This is a genomic window from Mycobacterium malmoense, assembly GCF_019645855.1.
Taxonomy (GTDB): Bacteria; Actinomycetota; Actinomycetes; order Mycobacteriales; family Mycobacteriaceae; genus Mycobacterium; species Mycobacterium malmoense.
Genome location: NZ_CP080999.1, coordinates 724,108 through 744,680, shown reverse-complemented (window position 1 = coordinate 744,680; position 20,573 = coordinate 724,108). Strand labels below are relative to the sequence as shown.

Annotated in this window: 18 protein-coding genes and 1 pseudogene; 5 read left to right on the top strand and 14 right to left on the bottom strand. The window is 67.1% G+C overall.

Annotation, left to right across the window (positions count from 1 at the left end):
* Nucleotides 1-93: 93 nt before the first annotated feature.
* The 10 genes and pseudogenes from K3U93_RS03400 to K3U93_RS03355 all read right to left on the bottom strand — a co-directional run.
* Nucleotides 94-2,517 (bottom strand): CaiB/BaiF CoA transferase family protein, encoded by a 2,424-nt coding sequence (locus tag K3U93_RS03400; protein WP_071509762.1) that lies wholly within the window; start codon nucleotides 2,515-2,517, stop codon nucleotides 94-96.
* Nucleotides 2,518-3,636 (bottom strand): M24 family metallopeptidase, encoded by a 1,119-nt coding sequence (locus K3U93_RS03395; protein ID WP_071509763.1) that lies wholly within the window; start codon nucleotides 3,634-3,636, stop codon nucleotides 2,518-2,520. It abuts the gene before it with no gap.
* Complete coding sequence (locus K3U93_RS03390) at nucleotides 3,626-4,870, bottom strand: M24 family metallopeptidase (protein WP_071509764.1); 1,245 nt, start codon at nucleotides 4,868-4,870, stop codon at nucleotides 3,626-3,628. Before K3U93_RS03390 ends, K3U93_RS03395 begins: the two co-directional genes overlap by 11 nt.
* A 9-nt stretch (nucleotides 4,871-4,879) precedes the next feature.
* On the bottom strand, nucleotides 4,880-6,052 hold the full coding sequence (locus K3U93_RS03385) for an amidohydrolase family protein (protein ID WP_071509800.1): 1,173 nt from the start codon (nucleotides 6,050-6,052) through the stop codon (nucleotides 4,880-4,882).
* Nucleotides 6,053-6,073: 21 nt separating this feature from the next.
* Nucleotides 6,074-7,318 carry a cytochrome P450 gene (locus tag K3U93_RS03380; protein WP_083009200.1) on the bottom strand — a complete coding sequence of 415 codons (1,245 nt, stop codon included), beginning with the start codon at nucleotides 7,316-7,318 and terminating at the stop codon, nucleotides 6,074-6,076.
* A gap of 1 nt (nucleotide 7,319) precedes the next feature.
* Nucleotides 7,320-7,514, bottom strand: a complete 195-nt coding sequence (locus K3U93_RS03375) for a ferredoxin (RefSeq protein ID WP_071509766.1) — start codon at nucleotides 7,512-7,514, stop codon at nucleotides 7,320-7,322.
* A gap of 11 nt (nucleotides 7,515-7,525) precedes the next feature.
* Entirely contained in the window at nucleotides 7,526-8,191 is a 666-nt protein-coding gene (locus K3U93_RS03370) for a TetR/AcrR family transcriptional regulator (RefSeq protein WP_083009198.1), read from the bottom strand.
* Between the two features lie 1,043 nt (nucleotides 8,192-9,234).
* Nucleotides 9,235-10,068 carry a hypothetical protein gene (locus K3U93_RS03365; RefSeq protein WP_420915398.1) on the bottom strand — a complete coding sequence of 278 codons (834 nt, stop codon included), beginning with the start codon at nucleotides 10,066-10,068 and terminating at the stop codon, nucleotides 9,235-9,237.
* 22 nt (nucleotides 10,069-10,090) lie between these two features.
* On the bottom strand, nucleotides 10,091-10,606 hold the full coding sequence (locus tag K3U93_RS03360) for a mycothiol transferase (RefSeq protein WP_071509801.1): 516 nt from the start codon (nucleotides 10,604-10,606) through the stop codon (nucleotides 10,091-10,093).
* A 21-nt stretch (nucleotides 10,607-10,627) separates the two neighbouring features.
* A pseudogene (locus K3U93_RS03355) lies at nucleotides 10,628-10,999 on the bottom strand (VOC family protein); the annotation flags it as partial.
* A 46-nt stretch (nucleotides 11,000-11,045) separates the two neighbouring features.
* Between K3U93_RS03355 and K3U93_RS03350 the strand changes: the two are divergent.
* From K3U93_RS03350 to K3U93_RS03340, 3 genes are read left to right on the top strand one after another with little or no spacing between them, the layout of a single operon-like run.
* On the top strand, nucleotides 11,046-12,797 hold the full coding sequence (locus K3U93_RS03350) for an N-acyl-D-amino-acid deacylase family protein (protein WP_071509769.1): 1,752 nt from the start codon (nucleotides 11,046-11,048) through the stop codon (nucleotides 12,795-12,797).
* Between the two features lie 38 nt (nucleotides 12,798-12,835).
* On the top strand, nucleotides 12,836-14,194 hold the full coding sequence (locus K3U93_RS03345) for a PPE family protein (RefSeq protein ID WP_071509770.1): 1,359 nt from the start codon (nucleotides 12,836-12,838) through the stop codon (nucleotides 14,192-14,194).
* 40 nt (nucleotides 14,195-14,234) lie between these two features.
* Nucleotides 14,235-14,648: a hypothetical protein gene (locus K3U93_RS03340; protein ID WP_071509771.1), complete on the top strand. Its 414-nt coding sequence runs from the start codon at nucleotides 14,235-14,237 to the stop codon at nucleotides 14,646-14,648.
* Nucleotides 14,649-14,701: 53 nt separating this feature from the next.
* On the opposite strand, the gene groL is transcribed toward K3U93_RS03340, so the two are convergent.
* Both groL and K3U93_RS03330 read right to left on the bottom strand, forming a co-directional pair.
* On the bottom strand, nucleotides 14,702-16,327 hold the full coding sequence (groL, locus tag K3U93_RS03335; RefSeq protein WP_071509772.1) for a chaperonin GroEL: 1,626 nt from the start codon (nucleotides 16,325-16,327) through the stop codon (nucleotides 14,702-14,704).
* 318 nt (nucleotides 16,328-16,645) lie between these two features.
* Nucleotides 16,646-17,212 (bottom strand): TetR/AcrR family transcriptional regulator, encoded by a 567-nt coding sequence (locus K3U93_RS03330; protein WP_071509802.1) that lies wholly within the window; start codon nucleotides 17,210-17,212, stop codon nucleotides 16,646-16,648.
* A 97-nt stretch (nucleotides 17,213-17,309) separates the two neighbouring features.
* Here K3U93_RS03330 and K3U93_RS03325 point away from each other — a divergent pair, with 97 nt between their 5' ends.
* Entirely contained in the window at nucleotides 17,310-18,224 is a 915-nt protein-coding gene (locus tag K3U93_RS03325; protein WP_071509773.1) for an SDR family NAD(P)-dependent oxidoreductase, read from the top strand.
* Between the two features lie 25 nt (nucleotides 18,225-18,249).
* Nucleotides 18,250-18,744, top strand: a complete 495-nt coding sequence (locus K3U93_RS03320) for a cupin domain-containing protein (protein WP_071509774.1) — start codon at nucleotides 18,250-18,252, stop codon at nucleotides 18,742-18,744.
* Nucleotides 18,745-18,819: 75 nt separating this feature from the next.
* Here the strand turns inward: K3U93_RS03320 and K3U93_RS03315 are convergent, their stop codons facing one another.
* Together K3U93_RS03315 and K3U93_RS03310 are read right to left on the bottom strand one after the other, a co-directional pair.
* The gene (locus tag K3U93_RS03315) at nucleotides 18,820-20,022 is read right to left on the bottom strand and encodes a sensor histidine kinase (protein ID WP_420915397.1); all 1,203 of its coding nucleotides are present in this window, start codon (nucleotides 20,020-20,022) and stop codon (nucleotides 18,820-18,822) included.
* A gap of 155 nt (nucleotides 20,023-20,177) precedes the next feature.
* Complete coding sequence (locus K3U93_RS03310) at nucleotides 20,178-20,567, bottom strand: response regulator (RefSeq protein ID WP_083009190.1); 390 nt, start codon at nucleotides 20,565-20,567, stop codon at nucleotides 20,178-20,180.
* Nucleotides 20,568-20,573 lie beyond the last annotated feature (6 nt).

Sequence of the window (20,573 nt, the reverse complement as noted above, 5' to 3'; positions counted from 1 at the left end):
CAGATCGCCATGCCGGTCACCCGCGAGCAGACGCAGAGTCGCACGCGCGCGGCGCGCGGCGTGCGACTCTGCGTCTGCTCACCCGGTGCGGGATCATGCCGGCGAGTGGCCGATGACCCCGTCGGCTTCCAGGTCTGCGATCTCCGAGGGTGTCAAGCCCAACTCGGCCAACAACTCGCAATTGTGCTGGCCGAGCAGCGGCGCGGGCTGGGTGTGAAACAGGCCGGGCCCGGCGGACAATCTCATCGGCACGGTGCTGAGCTTCGCCCAGCCGTTGACGGGGTGTTCGACTTCTTCGAAGAAACCGCGAAACGCCAGCTGTTCCAGCTCCGTTTGGCGATGCGGCTGCATCACCTTGGCCACCGGCACGCCGGCGTCCCAGAGCGTGGCGACGATGTCGTCGGCGCTGCGGTGCTCGCACCAGGCGGCCAGCCGCTCGTCGATCAGGTCGTGGTGTGCGCGCCGTCCGCCGGTCGACGCCAACGCGGGATCGGTTGCCCACGAGGGTGATCCGAGCGCGTCGCACAGGCGACGCCACTGGTCGTCGGTGGCCACCGCGATGGCCACCCAACTGTCGAGCCGGCCGAATTCGTCGATGTCGGCGCTGCGGTAGAGGTTCTGCGGCGCCGCCGTCGGCCCGCGGTTGCCCGCCCGTTCCAGCAGGGCCCCGTACGCCGAGTACTCGATGACCTGTTCGGCGGAGATGCTCAGCGCGGCATCCACCATCGCCGCCTCGACCAGCACACCCTGCGCGGTGCGGCGACGGTGCTCCAGGGCCAGCAGCAGGGCATTGAGCGCGTGCACGCCCGCGCATGGGTCACCGATCGAATAGGGCTCGTAGGGAGGACGGTCGGGATAGCCGGTCAGCCAACTCAGGCCCGATGCCGACTCGATGGCATAGGCGAATGCGGGATTGTCACGCCAGGGCCCGTCGAGTCCGAACCCGGGCATTCGCAGCATGACCGCGTCCGGCCGAACCGCTTGCACGGCCGCGAAATCCAGACCGATCTGGTCCAGCACCCGGGGCGTGAAATTTTCCACGATCACCTCACATGTCGCGATGAGCCGGCGCAGTAGCTCCCGGCCGCGTGGGCTTTGCAGGTCCAGCGTCAAGCCCTTCTTGTTGGTGTTCAGCGCCGCGAAGATCGGCGATTTCTCCCACCACCGCTCTTCGGCGGCGGGAATGCCGGCGATCAGTCGAGTGCCGTCCGGGCGGCGGGCCGATTCCACGTGGATGACCTCGGCGCCGAGCATCGCCATAAAGTGAGTGCAGCATGGACCAGCCCAGAAGGTCGTCATGTCCAACACCCGAATCCCGCTGAACGGCAACGGGTTTGCGAGACCGGCCGGCGCGGGCCGCCGGGTGGCGGTCGACGCCCGGTAACGCTCGGTGTGCTCACCCAGCCGCGGCGCCGGACCGGGCTGCCGCAACCGCGCCGGCCGCATCCGGTACGGGTGGCCCGGCTGGTGGAACCCGTCGCGTGGATTGCGCACGAACGAGCCGCGCTCGCGGAAGTGGTCCAGCGAGGCGATATTCGCGCCGTTGGCCACCGGCGCGTTGGGGATCCGGAATGCCGTCGCAAGCTCGCGGATCTCGTCGACCGGGGTGCTTCTGACCCACGCGTAGATCTCGTCGGCGTGAAGGTTGGCCAGCTCGGTGATCGACAGCGGCGAGTCCTCATCGATCCATTCCGGGTGACCGACCATCGCGCACAGGTCGAACCACTGCTGGGCGGTGCCGCACCCGAGGTCCACCAGACCGTCCTTCGCCTGGGCCACGCCGGGCACGGTGAGCCGGCGGACGTCTCGCCACGGATGCCCCAGCATCTCGAAATAGGTGACGGGATAGTAAGTTAGGCACAGGATCTGCGTCTCCAGCATCGACAGGTCAACCAGTTCCCCAGGGCCACCGGGGGTTCGGCGATACCATGACGTCATGGTCGCGGCGCTCGCATAGGCTCCGGCCAGATACTCGCCGACCTGCCCGCCGATGAATACCGGCGCCCGCGCCGGCTCGCCACGTCCGAGCCCGACGATCCCTCCCGACCACGCCTGCAGCGTGAACTCCGTTGCGGCGCGGTCTCGCCAGGGACCCTCCAGCCCGAAGGGTGTGATCGAGGTGACGGTGAGCTGTGGATGCCGGTCGTGGATTGCGTTGGGCGTAAAGCTTTGGTGTTCAGCTGGTTTCGAGCCCATGGACCACACCACGGCGTCCGCCGATGCCAGCAGCCCGTCGACCATCCGGACGTCGTCGCCGGTTTCGAGATCGGCGACCACGCTGTGCTTGGAGCCGGCCAGAAGGCTGAACAGCGCGCCGTCATCGCACGCCGGGATGGCCGCGCCGGACGCCGACCACCGCCGCAGCGGATCACCTTCTGGTGGTTCGACTTTGACGACGGTGGCGCCGCCGTCGGCGAGCAGCTTGGTGCAGTATGCCCCCGCTATTCCGGTCGACAGGTCGACAACCGTGTAACCGACTAGCGGCGGCGCGTCCGGTTCGGGCCGAGGTTCACCCACTCACGCCCGCCAGGAGGGACTGGAGGTCAGCACCTCGGGGCCGTCATCGGTGACGAGGACGGCCTCACGCCCGAAGACCGCTCCGATTCCTTGCTCCCAGACATAGCCGGTCACGGCCAGCACCATGCCCGGTTCCAGGCGTTCGCCCGCCACGCTGCGGGGTAGGTGCTGCGAGACGACGGGCGGGTCGAAGCCCATGCCCAGCCCCCGGGCCACCGGCATCGGCGGCGCCGGTTCCTCCGCGGCCTGATAGGCGCCCAGCAGTTCGCCGGCCTCGGCGCCCGGCCGGCATGCGGCTAACAGCCTGTCCCACAACCTGTCCCAGCGCCGATAGAGGGGGGCGGCGCCGGCGACGCTGCCCACGGGCCAGGTTCGGCCCACCTCGCCGATGTAGCCGCCGGCGAGCACGCCGGCCGAGAAGGCCACCAGGTCACCGTCTTTCACGCGCCCGTCGCCGTTGGCCCGCCGCCACAGGTGATCACGCGAAGTCACCCACGCGACATCCTGATTCGACGGGGTGCTCACCCCGCCGGCCGCCAGGGCCTCCAGCAGCACGCCGGCCAAGGTCTGTTCGCTTACCCCGGGCCGCAGCCCGGACACCGCGGCCGCCAGGCCCGACTCGGCCACCGCGATCGCCTCCCGCAGTGCGGTCACTTCCTCGACCGTCTTGATGCGGCGGGCGGCGCGCAGGGCGCGTTCCCCGTCGACCAGCTCGGCGTTGGGAAACGCGGTCGGCAGCAGCTGCGCGAAAACCGGTGACAGCGCGTCGGTTCCGACGCGGCGGACGGTGGCCGCACCGTCGATGCGTCGCAGCGCCGAGACGGTGTTGATCGGATTCCACGAGATGCCATACAGGTTCTCGTGGGGAATGTCGTCGGGCACGCCTTCGTCCCAGGTGCTGAGCAGATGGACCGCGCCGGTCGCGCGCACCAGCACGCAGGTCGGGCCGAACGGCCGCGTCCCGGCCACCCACAGCTGCGGTGCGCCGGCGATGTAGCGGACGTTGGCTTGCCGGCCTACCACCAGGACATCGAGGTCGTGTGCGGCCATCTGCTCCAGTGCGCGCTGGCGGCGCCCCAAGCGCAGTGCGCGAGCGTCAGGGCAAACTTCAACTGACATAGGAGCCATAGGGGTCATAGGGGTAGTTGGTCAACCGTGTCCGGCCTTCCTCGGTGATCACCAGGACCTCTTCGCTGCGGTAGCCGCCGGTGCCGTCCTCCCACACCACCGGCTCCAGGACCAGCACCATGCCCGGTTGGAGTACGTACTTCTCGTCGAACTCGTCGCCGAGATCGGTTCCGATCATGGGCATTTCGGCCGCGTTCACGCCGATGCCGTGGCCCAGGTAGAAGTGCGGCAGCCACGGTCGGCTACCGCCGTTGGCCGCGGTCGCCGCCCTGCCCAGGTCGGCGGCGGTGGCCCCGGCGCGGGTGACGTCCAGGACGGCGGTCATGATGTCGGACCATTTGTCGAACTGCGCCTGCTGGCGCGGCGTCGGGTCCCGGCCGACGATCCAGGTGCGCCCGAAGTCCGAGCAGTAGCCGCGGTAGGTGATGCTGACGTCGGTCCACAACACGTCGCCTTCGGCCAACTCGCGTTCGGTGCTCAGCAGCGGCAACGCCAGGTCGCCGTGCGTCGTCCACACACCGTCGGCCTTGCTCTGTGGCATCACCTGCCAGATGGGTTCGAGCATGCTGGCCGTGGCGCCCAATTCGAAGGCCTGCCGCAAAAAGCTTGCCGACAGGTCGATCTGGCGGATGCCGGGCGCCAGACGCTTGTGGACCTCGACCATCGCCTCGTCGGTGATCCGGATGGCGGTGCGCAGGCACGACAATTCGTCCTGGGTTTTGATCGCCTTGGCGGCGCTGACGACGGCGGCGGCATCGGCGGGAGCCCCGCCGGGAAACAACAGCTTCGCCGCGCGCGACATCGCGCCGGTGCACTCGTCGACCGCGATCGCCGCTTTCGTCGGGATCAGGTCGGCCAGCAGTCGCGCGAAATTCTCGACACCCTCGTCGAATTCGAGGTAGACCGGGCCGTGCAGGTGATCGGCCGGCAAGTCCGACTCCTGCGCGGCGCCCTCGCGGAACGGCAGGAACAGATGCGGCCATTCGTCGTCGGCGACCACCACGGCCACCGGCCGCTCGACATAGGAGAGCCCGGCGTCGCCGAGCGGCCAACTGGTGCCGGTGGCGTAGACCACCGCGTTGTTGCCCAGCAGGATCATCGCGTCGACGCCGCGGTCGGACATCGCCGCGCGCAGCCGTGCCCCGGTCTCGCGACGCATGCGCGTCAGGTCGGGCGTTTCGGGGATCTCGATCGCGGACGACGGCGGCTGCGCGAATGTAGTCATCTAAGTGCCTTACAAGCCAAGGAATTCCGTGATGTTACCGCTGACGATCCGCGCCGCATCGGCCGGACCCACGGCGTCGACGACGGCGGCCAACGACTTCTCGGAGTAGCCGTATGTGCTTTCGTTGTGCGGGTAGTCGCTGGACCACATCACCTTGTCGACCCCGATCCTGTCGATCAGCTGCAGACCCAGGGGGTCGACCATGAAGGACGCGCTCATGTGGGTGTCCCAGTAGTAGCGCACGTCGTGCTCCAGCGGCCGGTTGAACATGTGCTGATAGGACGCCACCAGGTGTTCGGCGTCTTGCAGCGCCCATGGAACCCAGGAGATCCCGCCCTCGAACCATCCGATGCGCAGGCGCGGGTGTCGATCGAGGATGCCGCCAAAGATGTACTTGGAGAACGTCTCCCGGAATCCGTCGATGTTGATCATCATGCCGACGACGACGCTGTTGAACTCGCATGGGCTCTTCGGCGGGGTTTCTCCGATGTGGTGGGTGACCGGCAGGCCGGAGGCTTCGATCTCGTCCCAGACGGCGCTCATCGACGTGCTCGCGTAGTCGATCGGGTTGCCGTCGTCGTCCTTGCCCGGGTTCAGCGGCATCAGGAACGTCGTGAGCCCCAACGATTTCAGCTCGTCCAGCGTTCGCCTGGTGCCCTGCGGGTCCCACCAGTTGATCAGCCCGGCACCGTAGAAGTGTCCGGCCGAGCGTTCCTGCAGCTCCGCGATGTACTCGTTGTAGATCCGGAACGTGAGCTCGCGAAGTTTCTTGTCCGGGTAGTGAAAGAGCGCCAGCACCGCGTTGGGGAAGGCCAGTTCTTTGTCGACGCCGTCCTCGTGCAGCTCCCGGATCCGGGCCTCGATGTTGGTGCTCGCGGCCCCGGGCAGGTCGTCGTACTGCATCAGCACCGCGCTGAAGTCGCCCGGCAGGAATGACTGCCCCTTGCGCCCGACTTGGTAGGCGCCGTCCTCGTACCAGATCCGCGGGGCCTTGTCCTTGAGGTCGTCGGGGAAGCGTTCGTAGAAGATGTCGTCGGCCAGGGAAATGTGGTTGTCGGCGGAGAAAACGACGGTTCCCTCCGGCAGGCCCACGTTGCTGCCGGTGGCGTGGCCACGGCGATCCTTCGGCGCCCCAAAGCCTCCCGGCGGATAGAGCGAAACGGTGTGTGTTTGAGTCGTCATCATTGACCCTCCATTCGGGGTTTACCAGATCACCGGTAGTTCGTAGACGCCGTAGGCGAGCCGGTCGTGTTTGAATGGCACGTCCTCGATCGGGATGCCCAGCGCCACCGTGGGGATGCGACGAAACAGCGTGCGGTAGACGATCTGGAGCTCCGCGCGGGCAAGCTGCTGCCCCACGCATTGGTGTCTGCCGTAGCCGAAGGCGACGTTGCGATCGGCCCCCGACCGGTGTAGGTAGAGCCGATCCGGCTCGGTGAAGGCGTGCGAATCCCAGTTCGCCGGGGCCAGATCGATGATGATGCCTTCGCCGGCGCGGATGACCTCTCCGGCGATGGCGATGTCTTCGAGGGCCACGCGACGCTGTCCGTTCTGGATGATGCTGAGGTAACGCAACAGTTCCTCGACGGCGTTGGCGACGATCTTGGGGTCTTCGGCGTCGCGGATGACGGCCAACTGGTCCGGGTTTTCCAGCAGGGCGAGCACGCCGAGCCCGATCATGTTGGAGGTCGTCTCGTGCCCGGCGATCAGCAGTCCGGTGCCCAACTGCGCGGCCTCTTTCACGCTGAGCTCGCCGGCCTTGACCCGTTCGGCCAGGTCGGATACGGCATCTTCGGCGGGGTTCTCCATCTTGGCCTCGACCAGGCGGGCGAGGTATTTGTGCAGGCTTATCGCGCCTTTCGCGGTGTCCTCACCGGTCGCATAGCGCGCGAGCCCGACGTTGGCGTGGTGCTGGAACATCTCGGCGTCTTCATAGGGCACCCCGAGCAACTGGCTGATCACCAGCGACGGCACCGGCAGGGCCAGCGCGGTGACAAGGTCGGCGGGCTGCGGTCCGGCGAGTATCGCGTCGATGTGGTCGTCGGTGATCTGCTGGATGGTCGGGCGCAAACCCTCAACTCGCCTGAACGTGAAGGGCTTCGACAACATCCGCCGGAATCGCGTGTGCTCTTCGCCGTCGGAGGTGAAGACCGACCGCGGGCGCTTGTGCACCGTGGACAGCATGCCCGCGTTCCAGTGCGGAAACCCCGGCGTGCGGTCGTCGACGCTGACCCGCGAATCGGAAAACAGTTCCCGCACTTGCTCGTAGCCCGTGATGAGCCACGGTGTGCTGCCGTCCCAGATCCGGACCCTGGACAGCGGCTTGGATTCGGCCAGTGCCATGACGTCCGGTGGCGGGGCGAACGGGCAGCCCGCGTTCCTGGCCATCGGATACTCCGGGATCTCGGAAACCGCCTCGGTCGCGGTGCTCGTCAGTGTGTCCGACATTTCATTCCTCGATATAGATGGCTTGCGCCGGGCATGCCGCGGCGGCTCGGCGTGCGCCCTCGGCCTGATCGGGCGGCGGGTTCGCATTGAGCAGAACGACGACGCCGTCCTCGTCGCGCTGGTCGAAGACGTCGGGCGCGTTCATGACGCAGTTTCCCGATGATGCGCACATGTTTTGGTCGACAGTCACTTTCATCTGGAGAGCCTTCACTCGTATGGCGTCACGGGCGCCAACCACAGGCCCACGATCGCGTCGATGAGGCCGGATGCCGCAGCGCGCCAAGATGTTTGGTGTATCGATGGACCCGCCGACAGTGCGCGTTCGCGGTCGGCGCAGGTGTGCATCAGCAGGTTGCGGGCCATGATGTTGCGTTCGAAACGGACCTCGGCCGGCAGGTTGGGCAGGCAGCTGTTGATCCCGTCGACGACCTGGACCAGCGACGGCGAGCTGAGCGCTCCCTTGACGATGATGTTGTAGTAGGCCGGGTCGGTCATCGCCTGCGCCGCGAAGCGCGCGTACCAGGTGGGCGACCCGTCACGGCCGAGATCCGCCAGATGGTCGGTGAGTGGGCGCACCAGGCAGGCCACCCAGTCCCGCATTCCGGCGGAATCGTCCAACTCGTCCACCATGCGCTCGCGAAGCTGTTCGACGGGCCCACGGTGCTTCTTCTCGATGGCGCGCACCAGGTCGGCCTTGGTACCGAAGTGGTAACCGACCGCGGCGTTGTTGCCCTGACCGGCGGCCTCGCTGACCTGCCGGTTCGACACCGCGAACATGCCGTGCTCGGCATACAGCCGCTCGGCCGCCACCAGGATCGCCTCCTGGGTCGAGCTGGCCCGCTCGGTGCGAACGGCCCTGCCTGCCGTGGTCATTCCGCTAGTCAACCGCGCACACCGGTGTTAAGTCAAGCGCTTGATTTAAATGACGGCCCGGCCTCTGTCCTAAGTGTTTCGGTTTGCAAGGACGGCATTCCGGGCTCACCAAGTTCAGCGCTCAGCTCGGAGGCCGCTTCATCTCCTAAGCAGTGCTCGACAAGCTGTACTCCGGACCGCGCACAGCCTCAAAATGCGCCGCCAACGCCCGAAAGCTCTACAACAACGCGAACAAAGCCGCCATCGAGTCAGAAGTGGTCATCCTCAGTCGCGACGCCACCGGAGTGGAGTACAAGACCCGGCCCGCGGTTTGCCAATGTTCGTCCTCGAATGCCATTGCAACCAACTAGCTTTGGACTTCGCGGGCGGAAATCTTTCGAGGGGCCCAGTGCCAGCAAAGTCAGCGAAGATTGTCGGTCCGTGGTCTGTGCACCAGGCCCGGGCCCGCGAGCACGCTATGGGAGTCGTCGGGGACGGTGATCGACCCGCGTGCTTCACGCCGTCAGGCCTGAGTATATCCCGACCTGAACGAAATATGCTCGTGTGCAACCTCATTCCTTTGTGTGCTACCCGTCGCCACAAAACGGGGATCCGGTGCCGGCGTGAACAGGCGGGCCGCGTCGGACACGTCGTGGTGATCACATGTGTCACTCGCGTCTCGGCGTCGGGAGCACCTATTTTTCTGCCCGCCTAATAGCGACAAGCATGGTTGGCTGTCGCTATGAGCCGGGCACATCGCCTATTGCCGGCCAGCGAGTTGCCGATGCGACAAACGGGATTAACGCGCGGCCTTTGCCTCATCGCACCGGTCACCTTCTCATCGCAAATGTGATAGCGCATATTGCATCGAATTCTCGGGCGGCATCATTGCCCCGGCTGCTAACCACCGATACGCCCTGTGTGCGTGACGGTGCCGCGCTCAACCCAAGCGCTCCGGGCATTGCCGACACCGCAGGCAAGGTGGGTGTAACAGCGACGCTTACCCGCCGAAAAGCACGAGCCAGTTCACCAGGGGCCCAGTCTTTTTGAGCGGCCAACCCTCGTCACGGCGACCTTTTGAAAAGGCTGCCCAGCATCGCGACGAGCACGCCGAAAACCACCAGACCAACGCCGGCGACCAGCGTCCAATCGAGCCATTGGCGCAGGCTGGCCTCGGCGTGGCCCACCATCACCTCGGCGATCCCGCGGATGTCGCCGGTGGTGCGATTGAGCGCGTCGAGGACATACCGGCCACCGACCTCGATGCCCGCCCAGCCGGCAGCCCCGACCAGCAGCGCCGAGATGCCGAGGCTGGTCAGGGCCTTGCCGCGGCGGCGCGCGGCGGCCAGCGTCAGCAGCGCGCACAGGCCGCTCAAGGCTGCCGCACCGATGCTCACCCGGGGACCCCAGGTTGCGAGCCGGCTCAGTTGCCCCTGCCGCAACGGCTGCGACGCCAAAGGCACCGAAACCGTCAAATTCGCGGGCACCGTCACGTTGTAGCGGCTCAAAATCTGTTGAAAAGAGCCATCTTTGAGCATCGGCGCCACATCGACCACCCACGAATCGCCGGACCCGGCGCCAGTAAACAACCAATCATGCGCCGCCCGGTTCGCCTCGGCGAACAACGGCGGAAACGACGGGCCGGCCGTGAAGGCGCTCGCGGCGTCGTGCACCTCCGAGCCGTCGACCGCATAACGCGCCCCGCCGTGTGCGGCGATCAGCGCCATAGCCCGGGTGGTGAGTTCGGCCGCCACGGCGGACTGCAGGGCGGGATCGCCCGCGGCCTTCTGCGCCTGCGCCGCGTAGCCATCGGCGTTGATGACGTTTATCTGCGCCCATGCCGCCGGAACGGCCACTGCCAGCGCAACCGTGGTGGCCAGCCACAACACCGCCGTCATCACGAATCGCACGGCCGAAAACCTACTGGGCGATCCCCCGCACGTAGGCGGCCTGCCCGAGGTGCTGGGCGCAGTCATCGACGATGCTCACCAGGCGTGCGCTGGCCGTCACGGGCGGGTCCCAGTGGGTGTCCACGACGCGGGCCAGCTCGTCGGCGGTAACGGTGGCGATGTATTCCAGGGTCAGCTTGTGCACCGCGTGGTAGTAGCCGGACAGCAGGTCGGCGGGCGCCTTCACCTTCGCGACTTGCTCGGGGCCATGCCCGTAGCCGCTGTCGTTGCGCGGCAGGTCCAACCCGAACTGGTCCACCCAGCCGTCGCGGCTCCACACCTGCTCGACCCCGGCCACGTCGGCCAGCTGAATGTCCTGCACCCGGGCGCTGTGCCAGATCAGCCAGGCGATGCTGTTGGCGTTCGGGACCGGACGGTAATTGGATATCGCGTCGGTCAGGCCGTCGGTGAGCTCGTCGACGTGTTCGATCAACCGGGTGAACGAGTCGCGGAGTAACTCCTGCGCGGCGGCGTCGGTGCTGGCCATATTCGCGACGCTACGCTCCCCGCCATGCCAGACCGACTCGACGTTGTTGCCGTCGGGGTCGCGCACGAAGGCGCCGAAGTACCCGGGGTGGTACTCGGGCCACAGGCGCGGCGCATGCAACGACTCGGCGCCCAGCCCGACCGCCACCTCGTGGAAGGCCCACACCGCGTTCTCGTCCGCGGCCCCGAACGCCAGGTGGACTTCGCGACCGGGACCCATGCCGGAGCCGGCAGAACCATCAGCGATCCAGAACGATGGCTTGCCGTCCCGGCCATACCCGATAGCGCGGCCAAAATCCAGCTGTCGCGAGAACCCCAAAACGCCCAGCACGGCATCGTAAAACTCCTGCGATTTCTGGTAGTCGGCGCAAGTGATTCCGATGTGGTCGATCATGAAAAGATCCTGGCACGACCCACCGAGGCGGTCGTAGATTAGTTAGATGACCTACGACCTCCTCATCCGCAATGGCATCATCGTCGACGGGCTGGGGGGTGAGCCGTACGTCGGCGACGTCGCGGTGCAAGACGGCGTCATCAAAAAGGTAGCGGCCGTCGGTCACATGAACGGAGAATCCGCCAAACGCGAGATCGACGCCACCGGGCTGCTGGTCACGCCCGGCTTCGTCGACCTGCACACCCACTACGACGGCCAGTCCATCTGGTCGGAGCGGCTGACGCCGTCGTCGGCGCACGGGGTGACCACGGTGGTGATGGGCAACTGTGGGGTCGGCTTCGCGCCGTGCCGCCAGGAAGACCACGACGTGCTCGTCGACGTGATGGCCGGGGTCGAGGACATTCCCGGCGTCGTCATGACCGACGGCCTGCCGTGGACCTGGGAAACCTTCCCCGAATACCTGGACGCGCTGGAGGCGGGCAGGCGGGACATCGACGTGGCCGCCTACCTTCCGCATTCGCCGCTGCGGGTCTACGTGATGGGTGAGCGCGGCGCCGAGCGCGAGCCGGCCACCGCCGAGGACCTCGCAAAGATGCGGGCGCTGGCCAAGGAGGCGATCGAGGTCGGGGCGCTGGGGTTTGCGTCGTCGCGGCTGATGATCCACAAGACCGAAAGTGGTTCTCCGATACCGAGTTACGACGCCGCCCGGGAGGAGATCGAAGAGATCGCCCGCGGTGTCGTGGACGGCGGGGGCGGCCTGCTCCAGTTCGTGCCCGACATTCCCGCCGGTGGCTACCAGCCCGTGCTGCAGACGGTGTTCGACGTCGCCGAGGACGTCGGTCTGCCGGTCACCTTCACGTTGGTCGTCGCCAACGCCGGCGACCCGACGTGGCCGGACGCCATCACCATGATCGAGAAGGCGAATTCAAGGGCCGGCGCGGGCGATCCACGAATCACCGCGCAGCTGCTGCCACGCCCGATCGGGCTGATCATCGGGCTGCAACTGTCCGCCAACCCGTTCGTCCTCTACCCCAGCTACCGCGAGATCGCGCACCTGCCGCTGGCGGAGCGCGTCGCCGAGATGCGCAAGCCCGAGGTCCGGGCCCGCATCCTGGCCGACAAGCCCGGCGTCGGGCATCCGATCCTGTACGTGGCGCAGGCCTGGGACTGGATCTTCCCGCTCGGCGACGAGCCCAACTACGAGCCCGACCCGTCGACCAGCGTCGGGGCCCGGGCGCGGGCCCGCGGCGTGGACCCGATGGAGGAGGCCTACGACCGGCTGCTCGACGACGACGGCCGCGCCATGCTGCTGGTCACGACCAGCAACCTGGAGAACAACTCGCTGGACACCGTGGGCAAACTGCTGCACCGCGACGACGTGGTGCTCGGGCTCGGCGACGGCGGCGCCCATTACGGGATGATTTGCGACGCCAGCTACTCAACGTATTTTCTGGCGCACTGGGCGCGCGACCGGAAGTCCGGGCGGTTCTCGGTGCCCGACGCCGTCCGCGAGCTGACGTCCGTGCCGGCCCGCGTGGCCGGGCTGGGCGACCGGGGCCGCATTGCCGTCGGGTACAAGGCCGACCTCAATGTCATCGATCACGCCGCGCTGCGGCTACACAAGCCGGTGATCAGTTATGACCTGCCGGCGGGCGGGCGTCGCCTGGACCAGACCGCCGATGGGTACGTCGCAACGATCGTGTCGGGCGAAGTAATCGCCGAAGGCGGGGTGCCCACCGATGCCCGTCCCGGCAAGTTGGTCCGTGGTCGCCAACCAATCCCCGTAGCCGCCCGATAACGCCACGAAGGGCGGCCCCTCCCGGTTAAGTTGGGTCAGTGACAAGCCCGCATTTTGCGTGGTTGCCGCCTGAGATCAACTCGGCACTAATCTTCGCCGGTCCTGGAGCGGCGCCGCTGCTTGCTGCGGCGGCGGCGTGGGACGCGCTGGCCGAGGATCTGGCGTCGTCGGCGTCGTCGTTTTTCTCGGTGACGTCTGACCTGGCCAACGGTTCATGGCAGGGTGCGTCGGCGGCAGCGATGATGTCCGTCGCGACGCAGTATGTGAGCTGGCTCAGCGGGGCGGCGGCGCAGGCGGAGCAGGCCGCCGGCCAGGCGTCGGCCATCGCGGCCGCGTTCGAGTCGGCGCTGGCGGCCACGATCCAGCCGGCGGTGGTGGCGGCCAATCGCGCCCTAGTGCAGGCGCTGTCGGCCACGAACTGGTTCGGGCTCAACGCCCCGGCGATCATGGACACCGAGGCCGCGTACGAGCAAATGTGGGCATCGGACGTGGCGGCGATGTTCGGCTACCACGCCGACGCGTCGGCGGCCGCCGCGCAATTGGCGCCCTGGCAGCAGCTCCTGGAGAAGCTCGGTATCAGCTTCAACAACGGCCACCTCAGCTTCAACCTCTTCGGCTCGGGCAATTCCAACCTCGGCTTCGGGAACACCGGCAGCCAGAATGTCGGCTCCGGCAACTCGGGCAGCGGCAACATCGGTTTGGGCAACCAGGGCAGCAACAACATCGGCTTCGGCAATACCGGCAACAACGATTTCGGAATCGGGTTGACCGGCAACAACCAGATCGGCTTCGGCAGCTTCAACTCGGGCAGCGGCAACATCGGCTTGTTCAACTCCGGCACCGGCAACATCGGCTTCTTCAACTCCGGCAACGGAAACATCGGCATCGGAAACTCGGGCAATTCCAACACCGGCTTCTTCAACAACGGCGCCGGCAATACGGGCTTTTTCCTCGACAACGGCATGGGCAGCCAGAGCGGCCAAGGAGCGGGCATGCTCAACTCCGGCAGCTACGTCACGGGCGGCGTTGGCGCGGCCAACCTCAGCTCGGGCCTGCTCAACTCGGTCGGTGCAAGCACCGGCGGCTTCAACCCGGGTGTGGCGACCCCGGGCTTGCTCAACGCCGCGTCGGCCAACGCGGCCCTCGCCGCCCCGGCCGACGCGGGCGCCATTGCCGGCGCGCATGCCGCCAGCGCGGCCGGTGGCCCCACCCCCACCCCGCCGGCCCTGCGAACCACGACGACCGGTCCCACGGGCTTCTTCTCCACCAACAGCAACGACGCGGGCGTCCGGGGCACACCCGGCCGCGACTCGGGCATTCCCAGCTCGGGCTTCTTCAATAGGGGCGACCGCGGCCCGGGCACCCCGGGCACCCGGCAGCCGGTCTTGCCCGACTAGCGCCGCCGCCCGGCCGCGGTTCTCGAATATTCTCGAAACCATGCGCGCGAAGAAGAAGGTGGACGTCAAGCGGCTCGCCGCCGCTCTTACCGACTACCCGTTCGCTTACCTGATCACCGTCGACGACGGCTACCGCGTGCACACCGTGACGGTCGAGCCGCGGTTGCGTGACCTCCCGGACGGCCCCGAGGCGCTGATCGACGTCGGGCTCATCGGCGGTCGCACGCGGAAAAACCTGGCCCACCGCCGCGACGTCACCCTGCTGTGGCCGCCGCGCGAGCCCGGTGGCTACTCGCTGATTGTCGACGGCACGGCCGAAATAATCGAAGCCGATTCGGAGACCGTCGCCCTGGGGGTCGTGCCCACCCGTGCGCTGCTGCACCGCGAAGCCGACTCCCCCGCGGCGGCCAAAGGCTGCCTGCACGACTGCGTGGTGTTCTCGGAGCCGGCCTAGCACACACGAAAAAGCCCGGCCCCCAAGGGGAACCGGGCTTTTTCGTTCTAGGACTAGAAGTCCATGCCGCCCATGCCGCCGGTCGGGTCGCCCGCGGGAGCGGCCGCCTTCTCCGGCTTGTCGGCGACGACGGCCTCGGTCGTCAGGAACAGCCCCGCGATGGACGCCGCGTTCTGCAGCGCCGAACGGGTCACCTTGACCGGGTCGGCAACGCCGGCCTTCAGCAGGTCCTCGTACACACCGGTGGCCGCGTTCAGGCCGGTACCGGCGGGTGAGTTGCGGACCTTCTCGGCGACGACGCCGGGCTCCAGCCCGGAGTTGAAGGCGATCTGCTTCAGCGGAGCCTCCAGCGCCACCTTGACGATGTTGGCGCCGGTCGCCTCGTCACCGGTGAGCTTCAGCTCGTCCAGGGCCGGGGCCGAGTGCAGCAGGGCCACGCCGCCACCGGCGACGATGCCCTCCTCGACGGCCGCCTTGGCGTTGCGCACCGCGTCCTCGATGCGGTGCTTGCGCTCCTTGAGCTCCACCTCGGTGGCGGCGCCGGCCTTGATCACCGCAACACCGCCGGCCAGCTTGGCCAGGCGCTCCTGCAGCTTCTCGCGGTCGTAGTCGGAGTCGCTGTTCTCGATCTCGGTGCGGATCTGGGCCACCCGGCCGGCGATGGCGTCCGGGTCACCGGCGCCCTCGACGATGGTGGTCTCGTCCTTCGTGATGACCACCTTGCGGGCCTTGCCCAGCAGGCTCACGTCGGCGTTCTCCAGCGTCAGGCCGACCTCTTCGCTGATCACCTGACCACCGGTGAGGATCGCCATGTCCTGCAGCATCGCCTTGCGGCGGTCACCGAAACCGGGGGCCTTGACGGCCACCGACTTGAAGGTGCCGCGGATCTTGTTGACGACCAGGGTGGAGAGCGCCTCGCCCTCGACGTCCTCGGCGATGATCAGCAGCGGCTTGCCGGCCTGAATGACCTTCTCCAGCAGCGGCAGCAGGTCCTTGACCGTCGACACCTTGGAGCTGACCAGCAGGATGTAGGGGTCCTCCAGGACCGCTTCCTGACGCTCGGGGTCGGTGACGAAGTAGCCCGAGATGTAGCCCTTGTCGAACCGCATGCCCTCGGTGAGCTCGAGCTGCAGGCCGAAGGTGTTGGACTCCTCGACGGTGATGACGCCCTCGTTGCCGACCTTGTCCATCGCCTCGGCGATCAGGTCACCGATCGACTGGTCGCCCGCCGAGATCGCGGCGGTCGCGGCGATCTGCTCCTTGGTCTCGACCTCCTTGGCCGACTTGAGCAGGGTCTCGGTGACCTTCTCGACCGCCTTCTCGATGCCGCGCTTGAGGCTGAGCGGGTTGGCACCGGCCGCGACGTTGCGCAGGCCCTCTTTGACCAGCGCCTGCGCCAGCACGGTGGCCGTCGTCGTGCCGTCACCGGCCACGTCGTCGGTCTTCTTGGCGACTTCCTTGACCAGCTCGGCGCCGATCTTCTCGTACGGGTCCTCCAGCTCGATCTCCTTGGCGATGGACACGCCATCGTTGGTGATCGTGGGGGCACCCCACTTCTTCTCCAGGACGACGTTGCGGCCCTTGGGCCCCAACGTGACCTTTACCGCGTCGGCGAGGGCATTCAGGCCCCGCTCGAGGCCGCGACGGGCCTCTTCGTCGTACGCAATTGTCTTGGCCATTGCGAAGTGATTCCTCCGGATTGGGAATGAAACGGGTCGCCGGGTGAGGGCCACCCCATTACTTACGCTGGCCGGGTGCAGTGCCCGCGACGGACGACACAACCTTTTTGGGCTGGGCCTCACCGTCCCGACCTAGCACTCACCAGTCGCGAGTGCCAACGTCATTCTTAGCACTCGCCTATGCCGAGTGCAAGGTCGCCCGGCAACGATGCGTGCCGCACGGCGGCGGGCCGAGTTCGCGGGCGTAACGCCATTGCGATTTTCTGCCGGCGGATTCGCAGTGACGTTACGCTCGGACACTCCTCGACGAGGCGGTCGCTACCGTCCCGCGCGCAAACCGTCGACGACGACGTCGGTCACCCGCTCGGCCAACGCCGAGGCGTAGGCCTCCATCGCCTGGCATCCGACCAGGATTGCCTTGACTTCCCGCGCACCGATGTCTTGGCGCGCGGTGCCCGCTTTTTGCGCGGCACGCAGCAGCTCGCCGAGCACGGCAAGGAAGGCATCCTCGGCCTCGGGTGCGGCGTTTGCGATGTCTATGCCGATCCCGGCCAGCGCGTCGACCAGGCCACGGTCCCTCGCACCCCAATGCAACACGACCGAGCGCAGGAAGGTGAAGAGCGCTTCACCGGGCCCTTCGGATTTCAGCAGGGCGTCCGCGTCGTCGACGAGGCGCTGCATCCGGCTCTCGATGACCGCCTGAAACAGCGCGTCCTTCGTCGGGAAGTGCCGGTAGACGGTGCCGGCGCCGACCCCGGCGCGCCGGGCGATCTCATCGATCGGCACCGAAAGGCCTTCGGCCGCAAAGCTTTCATAGGCGACGTCGAGGACGCGCGCACGGTTGCGTGCCGCGTCGGCGCGCAGCGGCCGTGCGGGTTGCGCCATCTCGACACCACCTGACATTGCAAAGCGGGGCGTGCGTTCCGTATAGTCTGCAATCAACCGGAGCGCTCGCCCCGCTTATCGATTGTAGGAGCTTCCCATGGCCAAGTGGACCACATCGGACATTCCCGACCAGTCGGGTCGCGTCGCCATCATCACCGGGGCCAACACCGGCCTGGGGTACGAGACCGCCTTGGCGCTCGCCGAGCGCGGGGCCCGCGTGGTGCTGGCCGTGCGCAATCTCGACAAGGGCAAGGACGCCGCCGCGCGGATCACCGCCCAGAGCCCACACGCCGAGGTCTCGCTGCAGGAGCTGGACCTGACGTCCCTGGGGTCCATCCGCGCCGCGGCGGACCAGTTACGGTCCGAGCACGACCGCATCGACCTGCTGGTCAACAACGCGGGGGTGATGTGGACGCCGAAGTCGACCACCAAGGACGGCTTCGAGCTGCAGTTCGGCACCAACCACCTCGGCCACTTCGCCTTCACCGGCCTGCTGCTGGATCGGCTTTTGCCCGTCGCCGGATCGCGGGTCGTGACGGTCAGCAGCATCGGCCACCGCATCCGCGCCGACATTCATTTCGACGACCTGCAATGGGAACGCCGTTACAGCCGGGTGGGGGCCTACGGGCAATCCAAGCTGGCCAACCTGTTGTTCACCTACGAACTGCAGCGACGGCTTGCCCCGCGTGGGACGACGATCGCCGTGGCCGCCCATCCCGGCGGCTCGCGGACCGAGCTGACCCGCAACCTGCCCGCGCCGCTTGCGCGCGTCTTTTCCGTGGTCGAACCCCTCATCACGCAGGACGCGGCCGCCGGCGCGCTGCCGACGCTGCGCGCCGCCACCGACCCCGCCGTGCTGGGCGGCCAGTACTTCGGACCCGGAAGACCCGGCGAGGTTCGCGGCTACCCCAAGGTGGTGGAGTCGAGCGACAGGTCCCACGATGCGGAGTTGCAGCGCCGGTTGTGGGCCGTCTCCGAGGAGCTCACCGGGGTGGTGTACCCCGTCGGCTGACGATCCGGCGGGCCACACTGGAGGTATGTCCCTCGTCGTGCCGCCCTATCCGCCGCCCCGCTACACCAAGGACGAGCCGGAGATCAGCGCCTGGCTCAAGCGGGCCGACTCGCCGCCGGACTATGAGACCTCCGGGGTCAAGTACCACTACCTGGCCAATCAGCAGGCCACCGACGGCGACTACGGCCTCTACCGGGTAGACATTCCGCCCGCCGGCGGCGGGCCTCCGGCCCACTTTCACCGCGCGATGTCGGAGGCGTTCTTCGTGCTGTCCGGGACGATGAAGCTCTACGACGGCGTCCAATGGGCCGACGGCCATCAGGGCGATTTCCTCTACGTTCCGCCCGGCGGCGTCCACGGGTTCCGCAACGAGGCGAACGAACCGGCGTCGATCCTGATGCTCTTCGCACCGGGTGCGCCGCGAGAGGCCTACTTCGAAGGTTTCGCCGCGCTGGCCGACATGACCGACGACGAACGCCGGGAGTGGTTCGTCCGCCACGACAATCACTGGGTGCAGTAATTTTCCGGCGCGAGCAGACGCGGAATCGCATTCCGCCGCGCGGAATTGTGCGACTCTGCGTCTGCTCGCCGGTGGCTACGGCGCGGGGCGCAACCGCACCACCACACTGATATGCGTTCCCGCCGGCGTATCGACGAGCCGCATCGCGCCGCCCGCCGCTTCGACACGCGCCCGGTGCGACGCCAACCCGATGTGGCCCTGCGCGAGTTTCTCCGCTGCCACCTCGGCGGAGATGCCCACGCCGTTGTCGACCACGTCGAGATGACAGGCCTGGCCGACGAGCTTCAGCGTCACATTCGCCTCGGTCGCCCGGGAATGACGTACGACGTTGGAGAGCAATTCACGCACGACCCCGAATACCAGGGGGTCGACCGCATTCGCCGCCGGATAGTCGATGTCGGTGGTCACCGGGATGCCCGACCGCTGAGCCGTGGCGGAAGCCAACTTTCGGACGGCCGCCGACAGTCCGGCGTGCTCCAGGACGGCCGGGTGAAGTTCAAAGGTGGCTTCCCGCAATTGCTCCGACGCGTTCTTGAGACTGGCCAAGGCGTGCTCCAGCCGCTCGTCCGGTTGCGCCTTGGCGTATTCCGAGATGTCCTGGCGAGCCGCCAGTACGTATTGAAGCGGCCCGTCGTGAATGAACTCCGACACCTTCCGCTGCTGCTCGTCGGATGCGGTCATGGTCTGGGCGAGCAACTGTTCGCGCGAAACACTCAGCGCCGCAATCTCATTGACATGCCTGACTTGTAAGTAAACCGCCAATAGCGCCGTAGAGCACAAGAATGCATACATCAAGACGGTCAGCGTCGGCCTGCCCCAGCTGATGGCATGCAGCAGCACTCGGTCGGCGTAGACCGCGACGGCAAACGCGACCACGGCGACGGTGAGCAGCACGGCGGCTCGCCTGAATGACACATCGAGCATCAACATCAGCGGAAGCAGCGCCATCACCATCAACGGCAGATACGCGCCGGCCGGTGACAGCAACTTGTAGCCCAACACGGCGGTGACATCGATGATCGCGAAGATCAGTTGCAGCCTTCGCGCCGCCCCCGACAGCCCAACCGGAAAGAAGGCGACCACCAACGCGAACGCGGCCACCGCAGCGTAGACGCTCGACAAGACGAGCTGTGCCCGCCAGTGCGGCGTCACCCCAACATGGATCGCGATAAACATGATGACGACCAGGCCCACCCGAAGCGCCGACACGATCTTCAGTGCACTCAACTGATGTATCTGGCGGACCCGGTCGAAATCGTTGGCACCCATTCCGATCACACCTCGCTGCCGCGACACCATCGGGCCCACGTATCGGTCAAGGTGGCTTCTCCTCAGCGACGGCGGCTCCGCGACCCGACACGCCGAGCTTGCCACACAACTCCGTAAACGAGCCTTAGCAGCGCCCGACGCGATATGAGGCCGCTTGGCCCCGGTTATCGCGCGCCGGCCGCACACTTGATGACCGCCCTGACGATCTCGCTTCGGTCAGACTCCTTGTTGAGATAGCCGCAGGCACCTTGGAGCAACGCCCTACGCGCCAACGGGTCGTCGTCGAAGGCGCTGAGCAGCAGAACCCGTGTCGGCAACCGTTCGCCCGCGACCGCACTTAGCACCTCGAGCCCGTCCAGCCCGGGCATTCGGTAATCGAGCAGCGCCACGGTTGGCCTCAAGTCACGTATCGCCCTGAGGGCGGCGTGACCGTCACCGACCTCGCCGACAACCTCCAGATCCTCGCTGCCGTTCAACGCTCGTACCACACCGCGCCGAAAAACGTTGTGGTCGTCGGCGACCACCACCGTGATTCGCGGTCGTCGGTTATCCATCTGCCA